The sequence below is a fragment of the Bacillus sp. TCT6 genome (assembly GCF_056033845.1).
In genome coordinates this window covers 4777455-4799163 of record NZ_JBVYHX010000001.1, presented here as the reverse complement: position 1 = coordinate 4799163, position 21709 = coordinate 4777455, and the positions used below count along the sequence as shown (strand labels likewise).

General features: G+C 33.8%; 20 protein-coding genes and 1 pseudogene. 16 read left to right on the top strand and 5 right to left on the bottom strand.

Annotated features, from left to right (window positions below; translation table 11 throughout):
• Positions 1–143: 143 nt before the first annotated feature.
• The 3 genes from AC0ONG_RS24745 to AC0ONG_RS24735 all read right to left on the bottom strand — a co-directional run bounded on the left by AC0ONG_RS24745 (position 144) and on the right by AC0ONG_RS24735 (position 4935).
• The gene (locus AC0ONG_RS24745) at positions 144–2819 is read right to left on the bottom strand and encodes a sigma-54-dependent transcriptional regulator (RefSeq protein WP_000820955.1); all 2676 of its coding nucleotides are present in this window, start codon (positions 2817–2819) and stop codon (positions 144–146) included.
• Positions 2820–2923: 104 nt separating this feature from the next.
• Positions 2924–3661, bottom strand: a complete 738-nt coding sequence (locus AC0ONG_RS24740) for a polysaccharide deacetylase family protein (RefSeq protein ID WP_000597185.1) — start codon at positions 3659–3661, stop codon at positions 2924–2926.
• A gap of 200 nt (positions 3662–3861) precedes the next feature.
• Positions 3862–4935, bottom strand: coding sequence for a glycosyltransferase family 4 protein (locus tag AC0ONG_RS24735; RefSeq protein WP_000378320.1), 1074 nt, complete (start codon positions 4933–4935; stop codon positions 3862–3864).
• A 538-nt stretch (positions 4936–5473) separates the two neighbouring features.
• On the opposite strand from AC0ONG_RS24735, the pseudogene AC0ONG_RS24730 reads away from it, so the two are divergent.
• A pseudogene (locus tag AC0ONG_RS24730) lies at positions 5474–6815 on the top strand (UDP-glucose dehydrogenase family protein).
• Between the two features lie 74 nt (positions 6816–6889).
• Complete coding sequence (gene wecB, locus AC0ONG_RS24725; RefSeq protein ID WP_000140145.1) at positions 6890–8005, top strand: non-hydrolyzing UDP-N-acetylglucosamine 2-epimerase; 1116 nt, start codon at positions 6890–6892, stop codon at positions 8003–8005.
• 37 nt (positions 8006–8042) lie between these two features.
• Here the strand turns inward: wecB and AC0ONG_RS24720 are convergent, their stop codons facing one another.
• Together AC0ONG_RS24720 and AC0ONG_RS24715 are read right to left on the bottom strand one after the other, a co-directional pair.
• Entirely contained in the window at positions 8043–9161 is a 1119-nt protein-coding gene (locus AC0ONG_RS24720) for an LCP family protein (RefSeq protein WP_000392802.1), read from the bottom strand.
• A gap of 82 nt (positions 9162–9243) precedes the next feature.
• Positions 9244–9879 (bottom strand): YigZ family protein, encoded by a 636-nt coding sequence (locus AC0ONG_RS24715; protein ID WP_000926669.1) that lies wholly within the window; start codon positions 9877–9879, stop codon positions 9244–9246.
• Between the two features lie 236 nt (positions 9880–10115).
• Between AC0ONG_RS24715 and AC0ONG_RS24710 the strand changes: the two genes are divergently transcribed.
• The 14 genes from AC0ONG_RS24710 (at position 10116) to AC0ONG_RS24645 (ending at position 21374) form a co-directional block, all read left to right on the top strand.
• A complete protein-coding gene (locus AC0ONG_RS24710) occupies positions 10116–10958 on the top strand; it encodes a DegV family protein (RefSeq protein WP_000684725.1) in 843 nt (280 codons plus the stop codon).
• A gap of 172 nt (positions 10959–11130) precedes the next feature.
• Positions 11131–11445: a winged helix-turn-helix transcriptional regulator gene (locus AC0ONG_RS24705; protein WP_000400857.1), complete on the top strand. Its 315-nt coding sequence runs from the start codon at positions 11131–11133 to the stop codon at positions 11443–11445.
• Between the two features lie 148 nt (positions 11446–11593).
• The gene (locus tag AC0ONG_RS24700) at positions 11594–13024 is read left to right on the top strand and encodes a C40 family peptidase (protein WP_000499489.1); all 1431 of its coding nucleotides are present in this window, start codon (positions 11594–11596) and stop codon (positions 13022–13024) included.
• A gap of 126 nt (positions 13025–13150) precedes the next feature.
• Entirely contained in the window at positions 13151–14500 is a 1350-nt protein-coding gene (gene comFA, locus AC0ONG_RS24695) for an ATP-dependent helicase ComFA (RefSeq protein WP_002083580.1), read from the top strand.
• Positions 14500–15204: a ComF family protein gene (locus AC0ONG_RS24690; RefSeq protein WP_044783038.1), complete on the top strand. Its 705-nt coding sequence runs from the start codon at positions 14500–14502 to the stop codon at positions 15202–15204. Before comFA ends, AC0ONG_RS24690 begins: the two co-directional genes overlap by 1 nt.
• A 126-nt stretch (positions 15205–15330) precedes the next feature.
• Positions 15331–15528: a cold shock protein CspC gene (cspC, locus tag AC0ONG_RS24685; RefSeq protein ID WP_001990088.1), complete on the top strand. Its 198-nt coding sequence runs from the start codon at positions 15331–15333 to the stop codon at positions 15526–15528.
• Between the two features lie 321 nt (positions 15529–15849).
• Entirely contained in the window at positions 15850–16392 is a 543-nt protein-coding gene (gene hpf, locus AC0ONG_RS24680; protein ID WP_000671187.1) for a ribosome hibernation-promoting factor, HPF/YfiA family, read from the top strand.
• A gap of 272 nt (positions 16393–16664) precedes the next feature.
• Positions 16665–17138, top strand: a complete 474-nt coding sequence (locus tag AC0ONG_RS24675; protein WP_000023375.1) for a hypothetical protein — start codon at positions 16665–16667, stop codon at positions 17136–17138.
• Positions 17139–17255: 117 nt separating this feature from the next.
• Positions 17256–17825, top strand: coding sequence for a hypothetical protein (locus AC0ONG_RS24670; protein ID WP_000767072.1), 570 nt, complete (start codon positions 17256–17258; stop codon positions 17823–17825).
• A 31-nt stretch (positions 17826–17856) separates the two neighbouring features.
• Positions 17857–18645, top strand: coding sequence for a hypothetical protein (locus tag AC0ONG_RS24665; protein ID WP_136996572.1), 789 nt, complete (start codon positions 17857–17859; stop codon positions 18643–18645).
• Positions 18632–19327: a hypothetical protein gene (locus tag AC0ONG_RS24660; protein WP_000466501.1), complete on the top strand. Its 696-nt coding sequence runs from the start codon at positions 18632–18634 to the stop codon at positions 19325–19327. The genes AC0ONG_RS24665 and AC0ONG_RS24660 overlap by 14 nt, the downstream gene beginning before the upstream one ends.
• 71 nt (positions 19328–19398) lie before the next feature.
• A complete protein-coding gene (locus AC0ONG_RS24655; protein WP_042598540.1) occupies positions 19399–20163 on the top strand; it encodes a hypothetical protein in 765 nt (254 codons plus the stop codon).
• Between the two features lie 3 nt (positions 20164–20166).
• Complete coding sequence (locus AC0ONG_RS24650) at positions 20167–20805, top strand: ATP-binding cassette domain-containing protein (protein ID WP_000371030.1); 639 nt, start codon at positions 20167–20169, stop codon at positions 20803–20805.
• 41 nt (positions 20806–20846) lie between these two features.
• Positions 20847–21374: a hypothetical protein gene (locus AC0ONG_RS24645; RefSeq protein WP_033669096.1), complete on the top strand. Its 528-nt coding sequence runs from the start codon at positions 20847–20849 to the stop codon at positions 21372–21374.
• Positions 21375–21709 lie beyond the last annotated feature (335 nt).

Here is a 21709-nt window from a genome sequence, read left to right as displayed (position 1 = left end):
GAAAAGGCTGTCCATATGTTGGAACAGCCTTTTCTTCTTAATATAAGGTGCTAGTTTTAGCGATTATTGTCGGTAAAGCGATATATTTTGAAAATCGCTGATATAACTCGCGTTACGGTCGATATTTTTAAAAACTGCCTCGATTAATTTTTCGCAGGCTGATTTTTAATAAAGAAGTCCATAACGTAAAATACTTCGTCATCAGGTATTTGTATTTCAAATGTATTTTCAATTGGTTGCAATGCTTTTTTTACTTTCATATACATCCAGTATTCATCTTGTCTTCTTTTCTCTTTATCAGGATGAGGAAGAAGGCTTTCTCCTTTTTGAAGACGGTCAACCATACAGCTCATATGCAGAATAACACCCATTAAGCTATCAGGAGTTAGCTGTAAGGAAATTAATTCTTGAATTGTATTTAATGCGTAACGAATTGTTTTGATCAGTAATGCCCCATCGTTACGCTGCATTTGTTGTTCAAGAATATCCGCCATTTTTGCATATGTTTCTTCATACGTAATTAATTCTTGAATGGGCTGAATTACTGTGTAGTTTACGATGTCTTGGAAATGATATGTTAAGCACGGCACTTGCACATCGAAATTCGTGACGATACAAATGATGTTACGCTCTTTTTTTATGTTCTCAATCATTTTCGTTAAATCTTTTTCATGGACGATACTAATCGGAATAATTTCAATTAAGTCTTTATCAAATCTTAAATAGTTTTCTAACATTTTTTGAATAGCTAAAGCACTTCCTTCACCAGTTAAACAAGCTGTTAAAATAACAGATTTCATTGGAGAGAGAGGTTTTTTCTTTTCTTCTTGTACGTTTAAGTAAAATGGTGTTAAATTTTTTACTGTTTCATACAGCGCATCTAATGAATAACCGAGCTGAGCTTTTCGAGCTGCTTCTAGTGCATGTGGTGTGCTCGTCATCGAGAGAACACGTACAGGGATTTTGAACTCCGTTTCTAATATGTCACCGATATAAGCAAGTGACCCCATATCAACAAGTAAGAGAAGCCCATTTACATTTTGTAGTGTTTTCATATACACTTTCACACGTTCCAAGAAATCTTTCGGTGATTCGTGTAACGGCATATCAATACCGGTTACTTCCTCAATGCCGAGAAGTTCGTTTGCAACGTTTGCCATTTCAGTTGCGATGCCATTACCGTGTGCTAATATTAATACTTTTACTTCTGTTTGTGAGGCAGGAATTGGATCAACAACGAAGAACATTGTTAAAAAGCCAGCTTCATCAATAGGCATTGTTATTTGTAATTCTTCCTCCAGTAGTTGAATGCATTGCATAGCTACGGAAAAAGCTTCTTTATATTTCGTACGAATTTGATTTAATTGTGGGTGATGTATTTGTTTTCCGCTTTGTAAACGTTGTAGAGTTGTCTGTACATGTAAACTTAAAGCGAGAAATACTTTTTCATCAAACGTCTTAGATAAATGCTTTTCAGCAAGTTCCGCTATTTTTTCACATACGGAAACGATATTACGATCCACAATTTTAAAAACATTTTCATGGCTTGTTTTTTTGGATATTTGGTTAAAATATTGTACGAAAAAGCTTTGAACATCATTTTCTATTAGTAATTCTAATTCTTCCTCTTCAATACCACGGGCTTGAAGTTCTTCGTATTTATAGTCAATATAATCGTAAATAGAAGAGCGTTTTTCATCTTCTGTTTTATGATTACTCCAACCTTCCTCACCTGTAAATACAAATGTTTCATTTGGTATTTGGTATAAGTGACGGCTCTTCCTTTCAATGAACAACCCTTCTTTCATATACCAAGGTAAATCTGTACTTGAAACATAGACAGAATCACGTTTCTTTGTGACCAAATCAGAATAGGCTTTCGCACAGGCAATTTGAACATCTGTTTTTAATTGACCAATGTTATTGGGACAATTATAAAAGACGAAAGCACGCATTGCATTTGGGCTAACGTGAATGTCTTTTCGCAGACGAATTGCTTCATTTGTGAAAAATAGCTGTAGTAAAGCAAAGCGCTCTTTATGTGTACGCTCACGAAGTGGTGGCAGCGTAACAGTCATCGGTATACGTCTTGTAAATGTTTTTAATAAAAATGAATTTGGTTCTTCTGTTGTTGCAGTAATGATTAATACTTGTGCTTTACGTTCGTTCTCTGTTTCTCCAAGGCGGCGGTACACTCCGCGGTCAATAAAGGTGAAAAGCATTTCTTGTCCCTCTGGAGGTAGGCGATGTACTTCATCTAAGAAAAGAATTCCTTCATGTGCTTTTTCAATTAATCCTTTTTGATCACTTGCTCCTGTGTAAGCTCCTTTTTTAATCCCAAATAATTGCCCGAGTAGTAGCTGTGGATTATTTGCGTAATCAGCACAGTTAAAGACGATAAATGGTGCATTTTTAGGAAGCTGTTCAACTTCAATTGCATATTCGTGCATTAAAGAAGCAAACATAGACTTTCCGACCCCTGTTTCTCCCAGTAGTAAAGTATGCATACCGTTTGGAGGATAGAGCATAGAAGCTTTCGCTTTTTCAATTGCGATTTTAAGGCTCGTATTTTCAATTGCAAATGTATCTAATGAAGTTACTTCTTTTGAATGCGTTTCCAACGAAGTGTTCGTTTCTATGTAAAAACGAACAGGTCGCGTATTTGTTTTTAATAAACGTTTATCTTTTACAAGTTTGTTTAAGTCGCTACTTACATTGGCGCGATCTAGTTGCAACAGGGTAGCTAGTTCTGATGCGGTTACACCTTCTGTATAATTGCCTTCTTGTATTGCGTTAAAAATGAGATCTATTCGTTTCATTTCTATTCACCTCGAAACTTCATCACTATTTAAAATTTTACACAAAAACGGGAAGGGTGGGAAGAGAAAAATAAAACAGCTTTAGCACATAGGCACTAAAGCTGTTACAATCTTGTGTCTTTCCAAAAATTTACCTTGAGATGAGAAGAAGGATTATAGGGAAGAAGTTTGTATCCTTGTGACTGTAAATAATCAATTACTTTTGGCAGTATTTGTACGGTTACACTCGAATCATGCATTAAAATGACTTCTACTTGTTCATCACTTTGATTACGTACTCTTTCGAGTATGGCAGAAGGATTGTCATAGCTTTTCCAGTCGTATGTATCGATTGTCCAATCCCACATTTTATACTGGGCCGATACAAGTGCGTCACGGTAATTCTTTTTTAAGTAAGGCATACTACCATATGGAACGCGAACGAGATGTGTATTTAATTTCGTAACTTGCTGGACAATGCTTTGTGTTTGCTCCATTTCTGCAATTAAAGTGGAAGGGTCACCAGTGTAAAGGCGTTTTACATCATGTGACATGCTGTGGAGACCGATATAATGTCCTTCTTTAATTAATCTTTGCATCGTTTTTGTGTAATGTGGCACTTTTCCGCCAATAACAAAGAAAGTTGCTTTTCCGTTCTTTTCTTTTAAGATGTTTAAAATTTGTGTAGTATATTTGTTTGGCCCGTCATCAAATGTTAAGTACGCAATTTTTTGTGTAGGAGAGGTCGTTTCAGTATTTGGATGATATTCAGCAGGAATAACAGTTGTTGCTTCAGTATTAGATGATGCGTACATAGTAATGGTTAAAAATAAAATAATACATTGCAATACTCGCTTGATCATAACATTCACCCTCAGTTTGACAATCAAGATGTAAAAAGAAAACTTGATACGTTTCTTATTATGTATATCTTTCTCCAATAGAGGAACTCTCAAACAATCTATATTTTGGAAATGTAAAATAATGAATAAAAAAATAGCATCCTCTTATAAGAAAGAGGGTGCTATTTGAATATTTCATAATGGTAAAGGCTATACTACAATTAGTCTTCGCGTTTTTTCACTTTTTTATAAAAGGAAATAAGTGGTTTGTAACGTTCATGTACAAGCCCGATTATTTCAGCAATGATTTCTGTGAAGAAAATCAAAGCGAAAAGAAGAATAATGGATAACCATAACGTTGCACTAGTGAAAATAATGGCATTTACACTAAAGAAAATACCGAATGCGTATATTATTAGTACCGTTTTGCGATGAGAGAATCCCATTGCAAGTAAGCGGTGATGTAAATGCGATTTATCTGGTGCTGAAATAGGTTTTTTATTTACGATACGACGGATGATTGCAAATATCGTATCAAATATAGGTACACCTAAAATGATAATTGGAACAATAAAACTGAATAACGTTACACTTTTGTATAATCCAAGTAACGATATAACAGAAATACAGTATCCTAAAAATAGTGCTCCTGTATCTCCCATGAAAATTTTTGCTGGATGGAAGTTGTAGAATAAAAATCCAATTGTACTTGCTAATATAATTAATGCGAGTGGCAAGATAATCGCTGTTCCAGTACCCCATGGGCTAGTGAAGGCCATATATGCTAGCGTTGCAAGTACGATAGACGAAATCCCAGCAGATAATCCATCTAAGCCGTCAATTAAGTTGATTGCATTCGTAATACCTACAAGCCAAAATACTGTAATTGGATAAGCAAGCCATCCAAGTTCAGTATCCCCAAGGAATGGGATATATAATACTTGCACTAATAATCCACTTTTTACAATCATAATGGCAACTAACAGTTGTCCACCGAATTTTACTCTCGCAGATAACTCGTACATATCATCTAAAATTCCAATGATTACAATGATAATCGCACCTAGCGTTATCGATAACATTCTTTGCTCATATAAGCCGCCGACAACAAATCCTACAGCTACACCGATAAAGATTGCTAACCCGCCAAGACGTGGCATAATCTTTTGGTGCACTTTACGTGCGTTTGGCTTATCTGTCGCTCCTATTTTAAAAGCTAATTTAATAACTAAAGGAGTAACGACGAGTACAGTGATGAAAGATGCCAAAATGGCATAAATCACTTGTGAGTCCATTAATACCCCACCCTTTATAGTCTAACGTAATTTTTTTTTTGAAAATATATTTATCTGAAAATTATGATGTTTATTTACAGGCTCATAACATATGGTATCACAAAAAGATTAGAATTCAATCTTTTTTTCTTTTTACGGTTAATGGAAGCGGATAGAATATATGACAATTGTATATAGAATATTGAATCATATAAGAAGGTTAATCGTACTGGACTTTGGAATATGACATTTCCTCTTTTTCTTCGATAGTGAATACTTTTAGTTCAGTATTATAAGTGTTACACGTAGAAATGAGTAAGTCTCGTGTTAAAATGTGGGAATTTATCTGGAGTGAGCTGGTAACTGGATTCCCAATGATTAAGTTTCACTTTATATTATAGTGCATTTAATTTTACAAAAACTTTAAAAAGAATGAGGGAAGTAATTCATATAATGAAAAAGGAAAAGAGTTTTCTCATTTTTAATGTGAGAGGGGGAAGCGCAGGGAGAATTCTATATTTCATATCTTTTCTATTGTATATTCCTGTGCGAAAAGGAAATGAAAATTACGATAGTAGGTACTGGATATGTTGGATTGATTACAGGAGTAGGACTGGCAAAGTTGGGGCATTCAGTTACATGTTTTGATATAGATGATGAGAAAATTGAACGGATAAAACAAGGGGATTTACCTATTTATGAGGTTAGATTACATGAATTAATAAATCATGCATATGAGAATAATGCTTTAACTTTCACATCAAATAAAGAAGAGGCGTTTGAGGATGTAGAGTTTATATTTATTGCAGTTGGAACACCACCTTTATTAGATGGGACGGCGGATTTAACATATATTCAGAGTGCTTGTAATGATATTGGAGTATATGCGACGAACGATATTATTGTTGTTACGAAAAGTACAGTTCCAGTAGGTACAAATGATGTAATGAAAGGATGGATTGAGGAGGAGTTAAAGGGGAGATATACATTACATATCGTATCGAATCCAGAGTTTTTGCGTGAAGGTTCAGGTATTTATGATTTCTTTCATGGAGATCGTATTGTAATTGGAGCAGATAGTGAGGAAGTAGCAAGAAGAGTAAAGAGTTTGTATAGCGAATTACGCTTAGAAACGTATGTTACAGATATTAAAAGTGCAGAGATGATTAAATACGCGTCGAATGCCTTTTTAGCTACAAAGATTAGTTTCATTAATGAAATTTCAAATATATGTGAGAAGGTAGGCGCAAATGTATTGGATGTTGCTAAAGGGATGGGAATGGATAAGAGGATCGGTGCATCTTTTTTAAATGCAGGTATTGGATACGGGGGATCATGTTTTCCAAAAGATACGAAAGCGCTGGTGCAAATTGCGGGAAATGTTGCTCATGATTTTCGTTTGTTAAAAGCGGTTATTGAAGTAAATAATAAGCAACAACTGCTATTGATTGAAAAAGCGAAAAAAGTCATGAACATGAATAAAAAGCGGATTGCAGTTCTTGGCGCATCCTTTAAACCGAATACGGATGATATTAGAGAGGCATCATCTCTTATTATAATAGAAGCATTAATTAATATAGGTGCAGATATTGTTCTTTACGACCCAAAAGCAATTCAATATGTGAAAAATATATTTGAAGATGCTATACAATATAGTAGATGTATAGATGTATAGATGTATAGATGAATCGATTAGAGATGCGAGTGCGGTTTTTATCGTAACAGAATGGGAAGATATTCAAACTTATCCGTTAGAAAAGTACGTACAACTCATGAGGGAGCCTATTTTATTTGATGGGAGAAATTGTTATACTGATGAAGATGTTAAGAAACAAAAGATAGATTATTACTCGGTGGGAAGAAAAAGTATTTGTAATAGAAAAGTTTCTGTTATGCGTTAAAAAGGGATGTACTCATACATATTTTTATATGTCATAATAGAAGCTGTAATTAGTGAAAGAAAAGAGGCAATCACATGACTGAACGTTTAAAAGTAATGACAATTTTCGGGACACGTCCAGAAGCAATTAAAATGGCACCTCTTGTATTAGAGTTGCAAAAACACCCAGAAAAAATTGAATCGATTGTGACTGTAACAGCACAACATCGCCAAATGTTAGACCAAGTATTAAGTATCTTTGGAATTACGCCAGATTTCGATTTAAATATCATGAAAGACCGCCAAACTTTAATTGATGTTACAACGCGTGGCTTAGAAGGTTTGGATAAAGTAATGAAAGAAGCGAAGCCGGATATTGTACTTGTACATGGTGATACAACAACAACATTTATTGCAAGCTTAGCTGCTTTTTATAATCAAATTCCAGTAGGTCATGTTGAGGCGGGCCTTCGTACGTGGGATAAGTATTCTCCATACCCAGAAGAGATGAATCGTCAATTAACAGGTGTAATGGCGGATCTTCATTTCTCACCAACAGCAAAATCAGCAACGAACTTACAGAAGGAAAATAAAGATGAGTCACGTATTTTCATCACAGGAAATACAGCGATTGACGCGCTACAAACGACTGTAAAAGAAACATATAGTCATCCTGTACTAGAGAAACTTGGAAATGATCGTCTTGTACTTATGACAGCTCACCGTCGTGAAAACTTAGGTGAACCGATGCGTAATATGTTCCGTGCAATTAAGCGTCTTGTTGATAAGCATGAAGATGTACAAGTTGTGTATCCTGTTCATATGAACCCTGTTGTTCGTGAAATAGCAAATGAAATTTTAGGTGAACATAACCGTATTCATTTAATTGAGCCGCTAGATGTAATTGATTTCCACAATGTTGCAGCTCGTTCATACTTAATGTTAACGGATTCTGGTGGTGTACAAGAAGAAGCTCCATCACTTGGGGTACCAGTTCTTGTTCTTCGTGATACAACAGAGCGCCCTGAAGGTATTGAAGCAGGTACGCTGAAATTAGCAGGAACAGACGAAGAGACAATCTTTGGTCTTGCTGATGAGTTGTTATCAGATAAAGAAGCTCATGATAAGATGGCGAAAGCATCTAATCCTTACGGTGATGGTCGTGCATCAGAGCGTATTGTAGAAGCAATTTTACAACACTTTAATAAGTAAATAAAAAAGGCCCAATCGGATAGATTGGGCCTTTTTGTTATGGCTGATTGCGCATAATCCACTCTGCATGAGCATTTGTAGAAGGTGGCGGATCAGTTGGTGTTTTATTTTGGTTTGTTTCTTTTTTTGTTTGTTCGTTAGAACTTGAATTTGAATCAGGATTTGAGTTGTTTTTTGTAGTTGGATTTTTTGCTTTTTCTCCTAATTCTTTTTCAATTTCGTTACGCACCGTTTCTACACTGATTGGATCTGGAAGGAAGTAATAAATACCGCCTATCTTTTTGTCTTCGCCTTCAAGCTTTAACGTTTGCATTGTAGAAGGATCAAATCCAGAAATTTTATTGTAAAGAGCAAGTCCGTCTGAAATAGGAATGTCGGTTTTTATATATTTTCCAACGACAGCCGTTAAATCTTTAATTTTAAATACAGTAGATGTGGAGTTTAGTTTATGAGCAACAGCGGCCAGTAATTGTCTTTGTCTAGCAGCTCGACCATAATCGCCATTTGGATCTTGCTTTCGCATACGGACGTAAGCAAGTGCTTCTTCACCGTTTAAGTTTTGCTGTCCTTGCTTAAATTGAATTTTTTTGTAGTAATCCACGTCAGAGCGCTCCCAGAAATCGAAGGGTACGTCAACAGTAACACCGCCAACAGCATCAACGATACCTTTAAAGCCTTGGAAATCAATTTTAAGATAATGGTCTACAGGAACTTTTAGAAAGCCTTCGACAGTTTTGATTGCCATTTCTTCTCCGCCGTAAGCATGGGCAGCGTTAATTTTGTCTTCTTTATTTTTACCAACAATTGTAACTCGAGAATCACGAGGAATACTCATAAGTGAAATCTTTTGCGTTTTCGGGTTGACTGTTGCAAACATTAATGAGTCTGTACGACCATTTTGACCGTCTGTCGCATAATCTTCTATACCCATAATGAGAATTGTAAAAGGTTCCTTTGTAATTTCTACATCTTTGTTTCTTAAATCCGATTTTTCACGAGTAAAACCACTATACATCCCCATAAGAGAAGAGTAAGAATTTAACACATAAACTCCTATACTGCCAAATAAAAATGCGAAAATAAGGAAGAAGAAAAGTTTCCTTCTTCGTTTCTTTTTTATTCTGCTATTTTGGAGATGATAATAACGTTCTTCCATATATAATCTCCTTAGTTCGTTAGTTCATTTGTAGGGAAGTAATTCACTACATTAATCTTTAAAGGTGATAAAAGAGTTATGCTTAGATAACATCTTGTTCTAAGTACAACATATCTCCTTCTGTAATTGTACATTTCCCGTTTGTTAATTCAATCATCCAATCTGTAAAGGCTTGTTTGCCGTCTTCTTCAACATACGTATCAAATGTGACATTTTCTAGATAATGTATATCTTTAATGGCATATTTTGAATTGCGTAATTCATTTTCCACTTTGCCAAGTAATGTGTAATCAATCTCGGTTTGCATCACACGCATTAGTTTTCGCTGGACAACACCGACATGATTAATGCCTTCGCTTGTACACTTTCCATATGCACGAATTAATCCACCTGCGCCAAGTTTAATGCCACCAAAATAGCGTGTTACGACAACAACGGTATCTTTTAGTCCACGTTTTTTAAGTACTTCTAGCATTGGTACGCCAGCTGTACCGCTAGGCTCGCCGTCATCATTTGCTTTTTGAATATGATCTTGTTCGCCAATTAAATAAGCGGAACAATTATGTGTTGCATTCCAATGTTGTTTTTTTATTTTTTGTATAAATTCTTGAGCCTCTTCCTCAGTCGTTGCTCGACTAATATAACAAATAAATCTTGATTTTTGAATGACGATTTCGTGTTCGCCGTAGTCTTTGATTGTTAAATATTGTAATAGCACTTGTATACGCCCCTATCTATCAAAATGACTAGTACTTTCCATTTTAAAAGCGAGCCTTTTTATATTCAAACATTTTTTCTAAATACGTTGAAGTTTTTGGTGATTATTTTATCTTTTTGTTGTAATTTGTCGAGATGGTGAGTATAATTTCAACCGGCATTTCCCTGTATGGATGCACCATTTGTAGTTTTCGTGTAAAATTAGGAAATAAAACTTTTTATAAGGCAGGTACGAAAATGAAAATAGCTATTGTTACTGATAGTACAGCATATATACCGAAGCAAATTCGTGATGAACTCAATATATATATGATTCCATTAAACGTTGTGTTTGGAACAGAATCTTATCAAGAAGAAGCTGAAATTTCAGCAGATGATTTTTATGTGAAAGTACGTGAACAAGAGGAACTTCCAAAAACTTCTCAACCAGCAATCGGAAAGTTTGTTGAGCTATATGAAGAACTAGCTAAAGATTATGATGCAGTTATTAGTATTCACCTATCAAGTGGAATTAGTGGTACATATCAAACATCAACAACAGCTGGACAGATGGTAGAGGGTATTGATGTATATACGTATGACTCTGAAATTAGTTGTGAAGTACAAGGATTTTATGTGCGTGAAGGTGCAAAGTTAGCAAGTGAAGGAAAGAATCCAAAAGAGATTATCGCTCGTTTTGATGAAATGAAGAAAACGATGGACGCCTATTTTGTAGTTGATGATTTACATCATTTGCAACGTGGTGGTCGATTAAATAGCGCGCAAGCTTTCATCGGCAGTCTGTTACAAGTGAAGCCAGTTTTATATTTTAGAGATAAAATCATTATTCCGTTTGAAAAGATTCGTACACGTAAAAAAGCATTAAAACGTATCATTGAAATTTTTGATGAGCAAGCAAGTAAAGGTGTACCTATGGAAGCAGTTATCATTCATGCGCAACGTGAAGAGGAAGCGAATGAATGGAAGAAAGAATTAGAAGCAAAATATCCTCACGTCACAATTCGTACAGGTTATTTTGGAGCTGTAATTGGTACGCACTTAGGTGAAGGTGCATTAGGTCTTGGATGGTATACGAAGTAATAAAGATATAAAAAGCTCTCTTTTTAAGAGGGTTTTTTTACGGGTATGTTACGTTTAGTTGACAAGTTAATATTTGGAAATGGTAAAATGTACGTAAAATAAAATAATGAGGAAAGTTTTATAACTTACTTTTTACAAGAAACTATATTATAATAGAAGAGAGGTGAAACATATGGAGCATAATTCTTGTTTATGTCCAAAGTTTGAGTCAGCTTTTACTTTGCTTAGTAAGAAATGGACTGGCTTAATTATTAAATCTTTGCTTGAAGAGTCGAAACGTTTTAGAGAAATCGCAGATATCATCCCAAATATGAGCGATCGTATGTTGTCAGAGCGTTTGAAGGAATTGGAAAGCGAGGGCATTGTAGTTCGTAATGTTTATCCAGAAGTACCAGTTCGAATCGAGTATGGCTTAACTGACAAGGGAAAAGCGTTAGAAAGTGTTATGGATGAGGTCCAAAATTGGGCTGAGAAATGGATGAAGTAGCATTTCATTTGTATTCGTATATTTAATAAAACGTAAGGGATTCCTTACGTTTTTTCTTTGTTCACAGAAGTGAGAAAATTATATAAATTTCTACACATACATACAAAAATATACGAATTTTGCGCTAGAGCTACAAATAATATTACATTTGTTTTACAAAAACGTAACATTAGCAAAAAAAATCCCGAATTATGGTATAAATTTTATAGGTTATATACGGAAAAAGAAAAAAGAAAGCGGTGTAAAAAATAAAATGAAAAAGCTAAAAATGGCATCTTGCGCATTAGTTGCAGGGTTAATGTTTTCAGGACTAACACCAAATGTATTTGCAGAAGATAAAATTTCTGACGTGAAATCACAAATTAATACACAAAATGACACTTTACATAAACAACAACAAGAACGTGATGAATTACAAAAACAAATGAATGACTTAAACAAAACAATTCAAGGTTTAGATAAGTCTGTTCAAGAGAATGCTGCAAAACTTGATGAAACAACGAAAAAAGTTTCTGATACTGAGCAATTAATTGAAAAGAAAAATAAAGATATTGCAGAATTACAAACAAAGATTGCAAAACGTGAAGAGTTATTAAGAAAGCGTTTAGTTGCACTTCAAGAACAACCAAATACGAACGTTGTAACAGAAGTTCTTGTAAACTCTAAAAACGTTGCAGATTTAGTTGATCGTTTAACTTCTGTTTCTAAAATTCTTGAGTCTGATGAAGATATCATGAAAACACAGCAAGAAGATCAAGCTAGTGTGAAAAAAGATGTTGCAACGGTAAAAGAGAAACAAAAAGAATTAAAAGAAGCACAAGCTCAAATTGAAACTGCTAAGAAAGAACTTGACGCTGAAAAAGAGAAAAAAGCAACAGCGGTAAACGATTTAAGCGGTAAAATGGATACAGTTGTAACTACAATGACAAGTACGGAAAGCCAATTAAAAGAGCTTGAACAACAAGCATTAAAATTACAACAAATTGCTGAAAAAGAAGCGCAAGAAAAAGCTGCACAAGAAGCTGCTGCTCAAAAACAAGCAGAGCAAGCTGCACAACAACCAGCAGCGGCTCAACCAGCACCAACACAAGCTCAACCAGCAGCTCCAGCAAATAATGCTGTACAAGCTCCAAAAGAAGAGTCTAAAAAAGAAGAGCCTAAAAAAGAAGAAGCGAAAAAACCAGCTCCAACTCCAGAAGTACCAGCTGATACTAAAGGTGGCAGACAAGATGTTGTCGAAAAAGCTAAAGGTTTAGTAGGTCTAAAATACGTATGGGGTAGTGCGTCAATTTCAAACGGTGGTTTTGACTGCAGTGGTTTAATCTCTTATGTTTACGGTTTAGGTCGTCAAGATACTAGAAGCCTGTGGAGTTCTGTACAAAAGATTAGCGCATCTGAAGCGAAACCAGGAGATCTTATCTTCTTACAAGGTACATATAGAGAAGGTGTATCTCACGTTGGTATTTATATCGGTGGCGGTCAAATAATTCATGCTGCTGATGAGTCAACAGGTGTTACTTACGGTAGTGTAAATAGCTCTTACAACCAAAAACATTTCTTAGGTTACGGAAGATTATAGAATTATAATTCAATAAAAAACGTGTATAAAGTCGATAGCTTACTATTTTATAAGTAGGTTATCGGCTTTTTTGAGTTTTTACGGGATTTGAAGAAGGGTTTATAGTAGTGCTGGAGGTGATTGTTGATGCTGGCGGGGAAACAGTTGCTATTAGACGAACTTTCTTCAGATTTACAGAGGGAATTAAATGATTTGAAAAGGAAGGGAGAGGTCATATGTGTACAAGGTGTAAAAAAGAAGAATTCTAAATATATGTGCCAACGCTGCGGAAATGTAGATCAGCGGCTATTTGCGTCGTTTTTATGTAGAAGGTGCAGTAAAGTGTGCACATATTGCCGGAAGTGTATAACGATGGGGAGGGTAAGTGAATGTGCTGTACTTGTTCGCGGGATTGCTGAAAGAAAGAGAGAAAAGAAATTAAACTTGTTACAGTGGAACGGGAAGTTGTCTACTGGTCAGAATTTGGCGGCACAAGGTGTTGTAGAGGCTATTAAGCAAAAAGAATCATTTTTTATTTGGGCTGTATGCGGGGCTGGGAAAACAGAGATGTTGTTTTACGGTATTAACGAAGCGCTTCAAAAAGGAGAAAGAGTTTGTATCGCAACGCCGAGAACGGATGTTGTTCTGGAATTAGCACCGAGATTACAAGAAGTATTTCCATATATAAAGGTAGCGGCTTTATATGGAGGGAGTGTGGATAAAGAAAAAGATGCAGTACTAGTCGTTGCGACCACGCATCAATTATTGCGTTATTATAGGGCGTTTCATGTCATGGTTGTAGATGAGATAGATGCTTTTCCATATTGTGCAGATCAAATGTTACAGTACGCGGTAAAACAAGCGATGAAAGAAAGGGCGGCGCGTATTTATTTAACTGCGACTCCAGATGAAACGTGGAAGCGAAAATTTAGAAAAGGTGAACAAAAAGGTGTTATTGTTTCTGGACGATATCACCGTCATCCTTTGCCAGTTCCTTTATTTTGTTGGTGCGGGAATTGGAAAAAAAGCCTCATTCATAAAAGAATTCCTCGAGTTTTACTACAGTGGTTACAAACATACTTAAATAAAAAACATCCTATTTTTTTATTTGTCCCCCATGTGCGATATATAGAAGAGATAAGCCTGTTGTTAAAATCATTAAACAAGCGAATTGAAGGTGTACATGCAGAAGATCCGGGGAGAAAAGAAAAAGTAGCGGCTTTCAGAAAAGGAGAAATCCCATTATTAGTTACAACGACAATTTTAGAGCGAGGCGTAACGGTGAAAAATTTGCAAGTAGCGGTTTTAGGGGCTGAAGAAGAAATATTCTCAGAAAGTGCACTCGTACAAATTGCGGGCCGAGCAGGGCGGAGCTTTGAAGCACCGTATGGAGAGGTCATTTATTTTCACTATGGTAAGACAGAGGCGATGGTGCGCGCGAAAAAACATATTCAAGGTATGAATAAAAATGCCAAAGAACAAGGATTGATCGATTAATGCATTGTTTACTTTGTGATGAGTGTTTTGTAGAAAAGGTTAGTTGGTACACTTTTTTTGTAAAGTGTCATAGAAAATATATATGTGATAGATGTGAGCAGAAACTTTCCTATATTATAGGAGAAATTTGCATGGAGTGCGGCCGACCTTTAGAATTTGTTCCTGCCTCATTTCAAGAAGACGGTATTTGCATAGATTGTATAAGGTGGATGAATGAGGAGAAGTATCGTCCTTTTAAAAACCGTTCGTTATACATGTACGATAATGAGATGAAAGAAATAGTAGCACAGTTTAAGTTTCGGGGTGATGCAGAGTTAGTGCGCATTTTTTATCGTCCTTTTCGAAGTTTATTTCAAAAGTATTTTGCTGATGTTTCAACCGTTATCGCTGTTCCGCTTAGTAAGGAAAGGGAAGTTGAACGTGGCTTTAATCAAGCGGAGTTATTAGCAACTTGTTTGCCTGTCCGTATTTCTGATTTTTCCTTAAGACGGCGAGAAACAGAAAAGCAAAGTAAGAAGACGCGTAAAGAAAGGATGTCAGGAAGCAATCCTTTTTATTTTCAGGGAGAAGAGATGTTTTGTGGGCAACATATTTTACTCGTTGATGACGTGTATACGACAGGAATTACAGTTAGGCAAATCGGAAGTTTGTTATATGAAAGAGGGGCAAGGGAAGTATCTAGTTTGACACTTTGTAGAAGTTAATATGGCAGTGTCGAAAGGGATAATAAAAAGGCGATAAGTCTTCTTTGACTTCATATGTTGTCATTCGTTATAGTCAAAATATGGGGCGAATGCCCTGATTTTTAGAGTGAAGGGAATGGAATGAACATGCAAGGACGAGTGAAATGGTTCAATGCAGAAAAGGGATTTGGATTTATTGAGCGCGAAGATGGTGACGATGTATTTGTCCATTTTTCTGCTATTCAACAAGATGGGTATAAGTCATTAGAAGAAGGGCAACAAGTAGAGTTTGACATTGTAGATGGAGCACGTGGACCACAAGCAGCTAATGTTGTAAAACTGTAGGAATATTGTTTTTGGGAAGAGAAAGCTGCATTTGTGGCAACGTTATATATATGGTAGAACCTCTTGTTTTTCGCAAGGGGTTTTTTGTTATAGGGTAAGTTGTCAAAAAGTTGTTTCTTTTCTGTAACGAATTGGCCACAGTTATATTCGTTATTCACGATGTTAATAGGATAAAATAAAGATAGAAACGATGCATCTTTTCATTTCAACAAAAAACGATAAAAAAATCGCAATTCCACTAATTTTTTTAAAAAAGTTAGAAGGAGTTTTTAAGCCAGTGTCGAAATTATAGTACATAGGCTTGAAAGGAGGAATTCATCTATGAAATTCAACATTCGTGGTGAAAATATTGAAGTAACTCCAGCATTAAAGGAATATGTAGAGAAAAAACTAAGTAAGTTAGAACGTTATTTTGATACATTCCCAGAGATTAAAGTTAATTTAAAAGTATACTCTGACAAGCAACGTGTCGAGGTAACAATACCATTTACTGATTTATTACTTCGTGCAGAAGAAACTAATAGCGATATGTACGCTGCTATCGATTTAGTAGTTGATAAAATTGAGCGACAAATTCGTAAACATAAAACAAAAGTAAATCGTAAGTTACGTGAGAAAGGTTCTATGAAAACAAACTTTATCCTTCCAGAAGCAGTAGCTGTTATGGATGAGGTAGAAGAGGATGAATTAGAACTTGTACGTACAAAACGATTCGATTTAAAACCGATGGACGTTGAAGAAGCGATTCTACAAATGGATATGCTAGGACATAATTTCTTCGTCTTCACAAATGCTGATACAAATGAAACTAATGTTGTATACGGCCGTAAAGATGGGAAATATGGTTTAATCGAAACTAAATAATAATTCAAAAGCGCAGCCAAATGAGGCTGCGCTTTTTTGTATTGAGATTTTGAATGTGATTATCTCCATAAGTATGTACTTGTTAGGAGTATACTAATTTTGTTTAATTTAACAATATTTTATAATTGTAAATAAAATATTAAGTTTTCTGGAATCAATTGATAGTGTATTTTGCTTTTGTTATCTTTAAATTGCATTATATAGATTTACTTTGTTTCTTTAGTGAAAAAATAAAATCAATATAATGCTACAAATTATCGGAGGTGCTTTTAGTGAGTATTAAGAAAAAAAGTCGTTTTATGTTTGGATCTGTTTTATCTTTAGGTATTTTAGCTAGTACTTTTGCTTTAACCGAACCTGCTAAGGCTGATACAAGGGATGATCATGTAGAATTTACCTTTAGACTTTGGAGTGCATATGATTTTACTAATGCACGTCCTAAAGAGAACCCTACTTCTATGTATATGCGTGTGAAGAGTAGTGAGAAGGGCGGTGGTTCTTTTAACGTTTGGACAGAAGCGGATAAAAATAAAGGTAAAGGTGATAGAGATTGGGTAAATGTTTCAGGTAAGCATGAAGGAGAAGTGAAACCATATAAAACTTATCTTTTCATGAATCATGCGGTAGAAAGCTATGGGAAAAATGTTCCGGTTAGATTTGGTGGTTATTCTAGAGAAAATAATGCTTATCCTACTGCTTGGAGTCCTGATAGTGTAAGACCTAGTGGACCTTACACTGAATATTGATTTAGAAATTATAAATTAAAATTATTTATTTTATAGTGCTAGAAAAAGTCGTATAGTTTCAAATCTAGATTATACGACTTTTCCTGCTATTTCATTTTAAAAATAGGAGGAGCTGTAATGAAACTTATTTTAAAATATATTGTATTCTGTTGTTTTATATTGAGTATTAGTTTCTTAGTTTCTTGTCAAAAGAAAGTAGATGAACCTATTGTAAATATTGAAGATACTTTAACGGAAAAATATAATTTGAAAAGTATTCAGTTGCAAGAAATTAAGAAAAATACTATTTATGAACAAGTATTTTCGGGGAATAAAAATGGTAATGATTTCTTTCAAGGTCAAATAGATAGAAATGATATTGCAATAGAAGATAGGCTTTCAGATAAAAATTTAAAGTCAGGAGTTATACCAGAAAATTATTATGTGTTTTTATCGGGTGTTACGAATAAGAAAAAACCAACGTATCTTTTGGGACGGATTGAACAAACTGATGGGAAAGTAATTGAGTGGAAACAAGAAGTTAAGAGTGTAAAAAGAAAAGGTACAAATGATGTTTATCAGTATGAAGTTGAGTTTCCTAAATTTGAAGGAGAGAGAGCAAATGTTGCTTTTCGTTACATCTGGTTAAATAAAGAAAATAAATGTTATGGTGTTGCGGATCAATTGTTCATATTAAAAAAGGTTTAAATTTAATTAATGGTTTATGGAGGAGCTGTAGATGAGTTACTTTTTAGGAAGGATTTTAAAAGGTAGGATGTTTTGGTTGTCTTTATTTATTATGTTAATAATTGTTACTGCTCAATATATTGCTATGTTTGTGACAACTAAAGGATTTAACGATGCTGGGATTATAAAGGCATCCCCATATTTATCTAATATTTTACATTTTAATAGATTGTCATTTTATAGTGAGTTTTATCTACTTATATTTCCTATGCTTTCCGCAATGGCTGTAGCAGGGATCTATAGAATTGATAAAAATTATGGATTTATTTATCCTGTTATTTCTAAAATGGGAACAGGTTATTATTTTAAGCTACTTTATTTTATTAACTTTAGTGTATCTTTTTTTATTATAAGTTTCCCTTTACTATTTAATTTTTATTTATATGCAATGACTTATCCAACAGTCGCTCCGCATCCAATATTAAATTATATGGCTGCTACTGTCTCACCAACAGCTCAATTTAATACAGTTTATTATGAGTACCCTACTTTATATTTTCTAATGTATGTATTTTTAAATGGTTTATACGGTGCGGTTTTTTCGAGTTTGGCTTTATCAGTTTCATTTTTTATAAAACGAGTTTATTTTATTTATTTAGTTCCATTTGTTTTACATATTTTTTGGCTTGGTATTGGAAAAGGGATTCTCAATCCTAAAGATTATGTAATTAAAGATTTCGGCTTTTTTGAATTACAAATTTTTCTTAGTGTCTTGTTATGTATTTGGTTTTGTTCTGTAGTTCTTTATTTACGGGGGAGTAGGAAGCATGTTCTTTTATAATGTAATGAAAGAAACTATAAGGATGAAGTACGTTTGGTTAAGTATTCTTTTTTTACTTAATGTTAGTATCATTGGTTGTTTGTTCAATTATTTTGAACCTGGAATTATAAAAGAGAAAATGAACGAATTGGAAACCTTGTATAAGGTTATGTCGTTTTATAATTTGTCGACTATATTTATTCCTTTAACCATCGTTTTTTCTGTATATTCTATGTCGAATTTTTTTAGTATTTATGTAGTTTCTCGAGTAAATAATGCATTGAAATTAGTTTCTATATATTATTTGAAACTATTCATTTTTGTTTGTTTTTTCGCTGGGAGTATGATTTTACAGTTATTTTTGATGTCAAATATGATGGCTGTAAATAGTGTTTCTGTAAATTATGAATTGTTATTTTGCATTCAATTATTTGCGAATATTTTTATATGCATGATAAGTGCTGTATTGCAATTATTTTTACCTAGTTTACTTGTAATAATATGTATGATTACTGCTGTTTTATTAGATAGATTTATATTACATGGATTTTTATTTACAAATGCTTTTTATATAAATGTTTTTGAAGATGCTACTGGTTTACTTATACGCTTATTTGGATGTTTTTTTATCTTTTTTATAAGTGTATGGATTTTATCTAAAAAAAGTTATATTGCTATGAATGATGAGACAGAGGTGATCTAGTTTACATTATGATTTTATATCATTTGTTAAAAAGAGATTTACATGTAAGGTTTAGAGATTCCATCAAGATAATGGCTTTTTTATTCTTAATTTACGCTATGATTGTAGTTACTTTTTTATACAATCAGCCTCTTAGTAATGGTAAAGAACCTGTATTGGTAGATGTTACCTTTTATCGATTTTTTCATGGAGTAGACTTTGTGGATTTATCTTATTTTTATAAGGAAGGGCGATTTTCTATTCCTTTTTATTGGATATTTTTTCAAATCGCTCCTTTGTTGCTAGTAGGGAAGTTTGCTTTTTCAGATATTCAGCAGAATGGTGTTTATTTATTTCCTCGTGTTAAGAAGAAGCATTTTCTTTGGTTAACGAAAATACTATCTTTGTTTTTTTACATAATTAGTATTTGGATTGTTATGTATTTGATTTGGTTTACTGTTTATTATTTGCTTACTTTTGGCGGGCATTCTTTTTCAAATGTATATAGTCAATTTTTTTATAAGATAGTAGGTACTATGCTAATTCAAATAATTATAAGCTTTTTATTAGCTTTAATTTTTGAGTTTTTAACGCTTTATATACCAATAACTATTGTTTTTATACTGATGTTGATGTACCTATTTTTGTCTATTTTCTTTCATAGTATTTATTTTTTAGGTTCTTTTGTTATGCCAAATCGTTGGTATTTTGTTGATCACAGTTCAATGCAATTGACTTTAGGTAATAATCAATCTATTCAATGGCATGAGTTACTTTTAATCGGAGTAGTAATTGTTGTTGTAATGATTTTGTTAGGTAGTTTTTGTTTGAAAAAACTAGATGTGATAGGTGAATAATTTATGGACAATTATATTAAATGTGAATGTATGACGAAAAGATTAAAGGGAAATATTGTGTTAGATAATATTAGTTTGTCAGTAAAAAAAGGAGAGTTTTTAGTTTTGAAGGGGCATAATGGTTCTGGTAAAACAATGATTTTACGTGCTATATCAGGATTAATGCGTTTAAATTCTGGAGTTGTTTATGTAGATAATGAAATGATTGGAAAACACAAGCAATTTCCTGATTCTATGGGGATATTGATTGAATATCCAAGTTTTATTCCGGGGTATACTGGTTTTCAGAACTTGAAGTTTTTATCATCGATTAACAATAAAATCTCTGATGAGGAAATTTATAATATTATTCAAAGGGTTGGACTTGATAAAACAGATAAGAGAAAGTATAAAAGATACTCTTTAGGTATGAAGCAACGTTTAGGGATAGCGCAAGCTTTAATGGAACAACCAAAATTATTGTTATTAGACGAGCCAACTAATGCTTTAGATAGTGATGGAATAAAAGATGTTTTGGATATTTTGAAAGTAGAAAAATCTAAAGGAACGACTATTATAGTAGCTAGTCATGATGTGCATGTTCTAGATAATGAAATAGTAGATCGCATTGTACATGTTAATAATGGAAAGTTGGTAGATTAAGAGTGACAAGAAATCATGTCTTAATAATCATTGGATTGTGTCTGTTGCTATGTATATTTGCTAGTTTCTTTAGATTTAAAACATTAAATCTAAAGAATGAATCTTATAAAGTGGTAAAAGGTGAGTTTTTATCTGATAGAAATTTTGAAGATGGACAAGGAATTACGTTTCATGCACTTGATCCTCTTGATCCTACAAAAGTTTATGATCCTTATGAAGACCGTGAAGTAGTGACGTATGTGTTACCTTTAGATATTACAAATACAACGAATCGGGATATTAATTTGCTTAGTAACAAGTCTATTTCTAATACAATGTTTTATTCTAAAATAGGAGAGTTTTATAATTTAATTCCGTATGCAATGGAGTTACCTAAACAATATCAGTTTGAGCCTGTAATACCTGCTGGTAAAACGGTACGAGGATATATTGGGGCAAATTATTTTATAGGAGATGACCCTGGTAAGAATTATAAAAACTTTTCAAATGAATCAACTAAGGTGAAATTCATTTCTTTTATGAAGGATCAGAAAGGGAAATATCATGAATTAGAAATACCAATAAATTAATAAAATTCATGATTGATACAGATATATTTTAAGGGTGTTTTTTGCTGTGGTTGAGTAGATCTTGCAACATAATAATATCTTTTAAAGTCGGAGTTGTTTCGCAGGTGTAAGTATCTATGGATGCTGCACTTGCGGAATTTCCGACTTTTTGTAATTGTTCATTTAAAACTAATAGATTTCCTTCGATTATCCTCTTTTAAAGGGGGATATTTAATACGAAATTTGCAATAGAGGGATAGAGAAAAGACATATTAGTTTGTTGGAACAAATGAAATGAAAACTTTTTTTGAATATAAGGCCTGACATTCGGCCGATTGTTGTCATAGTTATAAGAC

What these genes read in the sequence shown, in the direction of transcription:
- AC0ONG_RS24745 (WP_000820955.1), bottom strand. Translation starts at nt 2,819, where the DNA reads ATGAAACGAATAGATCTCATTTTTAACGCAATACAAGAAGGCAATTAT.
- AC0ONG_RS24740 (WP_000597185.1), bottom strand. Translation starts at nt 3,661, where the DNA reads ATGATCAAGCGAGTATTGCAATGTATTATTTTATTTTTAACCATTACT.
- AC0ONG_RS24735 (WP_000378320.1), bottom strand. Translation starts at nt 4,935, where the DNA reads ATGGACTCACAAGTGATTTATGCCATTTTGGCATCTTTCATCACTGTA.
- wecB (WP_000140145.1), top strand. Translation starts at nt 6,890, where the DNA reads ATGACTGAACGTTTAAAAGTAATGACAATTTTCGGGACACGTCCAGAA.
- AC0ONG_RS24720 (WP_000392802.1), bottom strand. Translation starts at nt 9,161, where the DNA reads ATGGAAGAACGTTATTATCATCTCCAAAATAGCAGAATAAAAAAGAAA.
- AC0ONG_RS24710 (WP_000684725.1), top strand. Translation starts at nt 10,116, where the DNA reads ATGAAAATAGCTATTGTTACTGATAGTACAGCATATATACCGAAGCAA.
- AC0ONG_RS24705 (WP_000400857.1), top strand. Translation starts at nt 11,131, where the DNA reads ATGGAGCATAATTCTTGTTTATGTCCAAAGTTTGAGTCAGCTTTTACT.
- comFA (WP_002083580.1), top strand. Translation starts at nt 13,151, where the DNA reads ATGCTGGCGGGGAAACAGTTGCTATTAGACGAACTTTCTTCAGATTTA.
- AC0ONG_RS24690 (WP_044783038.1), top strand. Translation starts at nt 14,500, where the DNA reads ATGCATTGTTTACTTTGTGATGAGTGTTTTGTAGAAAAGGTTAGTTGG.
- cspC (WP_001990088.1), top strand. Translation starts at nt 15,331, where the DNA reads ATGCAAGGACGAGTGAAATGGTTCAATGCAGAAAAGGGATTTGGATTT.
- hpf (WP_000671187.1), top strand. Translation starts at nt 15,850, where the DNA reads ATGAAATTCAACATTCGTGGTGAAAATATTGAAGTAACTCCAGCATTA.
- AC0ONG_RS24670 (WP_000767072.1), top strand. Translation starts at nt 17,256, where the DNA reads ATGAAACTTATTTTAAAATATATTGTATTCTGTTGTTTTATATTGAGT.
- AC0ONG_RS24665 (WP_136996572.1), top strand. Translation starts at nt 17,857, where the DNA reads ATGAGTTACTTTTTAGGAAGGATTTTAAAAGGTAGGATGTTTTGGTTG.
- AC0ONG_RS24660 (WP_000466501.1), top strand. Translation starts at nt 18,632, where the DNA reads ATGTTCTTTTATAATGTAATGAAAGAAACTATAAGGATGAAGTACGTT.
- AC0ONG_RS24655 (WP_042598540.1), top strand. Translation starts at nt 19,399, where the DNA reads ATGGCTTTTTTATTCTTAATTTACGCTATGATTGTAGTTACTTTTTTA.
- AC0ONG_RS24650 (WP_000371030.1), top strand. Translation starts at nt 20,167, where the DNA reads ATGGACAATTATATTAAATGTGAATGTATGACGAAAAGATTAAAGGGA.